At 66.0% G+C, this 1,658-nt stretch carries 5 protein-coding genes; 3 read left to right on the top strand and 2 right to left on the bottom strand.

What is annotated here, in order from left to right; genetic code table 11:
* Window positions 1-199, bottom strand: a 199-nt coding sequence (locus tag AC2VON_RS26320) for a cytidine deaminase (RefSeq protein ID WP_486955442.1), incomplete at its 3' end; no start/stop codon positions are given.
* Window positions 200-273: 74 nt separating this feature from the next.
* Window positions 274-450: a hypothetical protein gene (locus AC2VON_RS26315; RefSeq protein WP_486955445.1), complete on the bottom strand. Its 177-nt coding sequence runs from the start codon at window positions 448-450 to the stop codon at window positions 274-276.
* 82 nt (window positions 451-532) lie between these two features.
* Here AC2VON_RS26315 and sdhC point away from each other — a divergent pair, with 82 nt between their 5' ends.
* The 3 genes from sdhC to AC2VON_RS26300 form a co-directional block, all read left to right on the top strand.
* Window positions 533-892 carry a succinate dehydrogenase, cytochrome b556 subunit gene (sdhC, locus tag AC2VON_RS26310; RefSeq protein ID WP_486955444.1) on the top strand — a complete coding sequence of 120 codons (360 nt, stop codon included), beginning with the start codon at window positions 533-535 and terminating at the stop codon, window positions 890-892.
* The gene (locus tag AC2VON_RS26305; RefSeq protein ID WP_486955441.1) at window positions 889-1,371 is read left to right on the top strand and encodes a succinate dehydrogenase hydrophobic membrane anchor subunit; all 483 of its coding nucleotides are present in this window, start codon (window positions 889-891) and stop codon (window positions 1,369-1,371) included. The genes sdhC and AC2VON_RS26305 overlap by 4 nt, the downstream gene beginning before the upstream one ends.
* 38 nt (window positions 1,372-1,409) lie before the next feature.
* Window positions 1,410-1,658: FAD-binding protein (locus AC2VON_RS26300; RefSeq protein WP_486955443.1), on the top strand; the 249-nt coding region annotated here is incomplete at its 3' end.

Raw genomic sequence — 1,658 nt, 5'->3', positions numbered from 1 at the left:
AGAGCGCAGACACCACACCGCATTCGGCGCAGAGACTCAGGCCATATGAGACATTCTCCACATTGCAGCCGGTGAGCACCCGCTGGTCGTCGGTGAGCGCCGCCGCACCCACCCGCAGCCGCGAATAGGGTGCGTAAGCATCGGCAGCTGAGGCGATTGCCTTGCTCCGCAACATGTTCCAGTCGACAGCGGCTGACATGCTAACTGTGCCCGAGTTGAGTGCAGCGCATCGAAAAACCCCGTCCGCCCGCAAACCAGTGTCAGGGGGTCACCCTAACGCCGCCGCCGCCCGTCGTGCCGGTCGGCCGCGATAGCCATCCCGTGGCATCGCCGGTGGGTAGAGTCCATCGGGAGGTTCTCCACAGCAGGAACGTCGGAGGCGTCGGAGGCGTTGGAGGCGTTGATGACCACAGCCGCATCACCGACCTGGCGGCGCAAGCTGTTACCCACTAAGGCAACGCCGGTTCAGCAGCGCACATGGCCCCGCGAACGACGGCGGGGCAGGTGGCCCCGGCGGCCGCGGCGCCAGAGTCTGTACAAAGGCGACCCCGGGATGTGGGCGTTTGCCCTGCACCGGATCACCGGCGCGACCATCTTCTTCTTCCTCTTCGTCCACGTGCTGGACACCGCGCTGGTGCGGGTGAGCCCGCAGGCCTACACCGAGGTCATCGCCACCTACCAGACCCCGATCGTCTCGCTGATGGAATTGGGACTTCTGGCCGCGGTGCTCTATCACGGCCTCAACGGCATCCGGGTGATCCTGATCGACTTCTGGTGGCAGGGCTGCCGTTACCAGCGGGTGATGCTGCTCATCGTCGCGGTGCTGTGGCTGCTGGTGATGGTCCCGGCGACCGTGGTGACCGGGGTGCACATGACGGAGTACTTCCGATGAGCTCACCAGATCTGCAGCTCGGCCCTCTATTGCGCAACGGTGACGCCGCCCCGACTCGCGGACTCGACCGGGACCGGCCCGCCAGCCTGGGCAACCCGCGGGCCCCGCACCGGCACTCGGTTACGTCCAACTTCGAGAAGTACGCCTGGATCTTCATGCGGTTCTCCGGCGCCGTGCTGATCTTCCTGGTGCTCGGCCACCTGTTCGTCATGCTGATGTGGGACAGCGGGGTCTACCGGATCGACTTCAACTTCGTGGCGCAACGCTGGCATTCGCCGTTCTGGCAGTTCTACGACCTGCTGCTGCTGTGGCTGGCCGAGCTGCACGGCGGCAACGGGCTGCGGACCATCATCGGCGACTACACCCGCACGGGCCGCTCCAGGTTCTCGCTGATGACGCTGCTGGTGATCTCGATGATCTTCACGCTGACGCTGGGCAGCTATGTGCTGGTCAGTTTCGATGCCAACATCGCCGGATAGCAGACGAGTGATGATGCGGTGATGACCAAGTGGTCCAAGTGATCCAGCAACACCAATACGATGTGGTGATCGTCGGGGCCGGCGGCGCCGGGATGCGCGCCGCGGGGGAGGCGGCGCCGCGGGTGCGCACCGCCGTACTCACCGCGCGGTACCCCACCCGCAGCCACACCGGCGCCGCCCCGGGCGGCATCTGCGACGCGCTGGCCAACGTCGAGGACGACAACAGGGAGAGGCACGCCGTCGACACCATCAAGGGCGGTGACTACCTGTGCGACCAGGATGCGGTG

The organism is Mycobacterium sp. TH-M82, from assembly GCF_057473605.1.
Note: the sequence above shows the minus strand (reverse complement) of the source record. Positions and strands in the feature narration are given on the sequence as shown.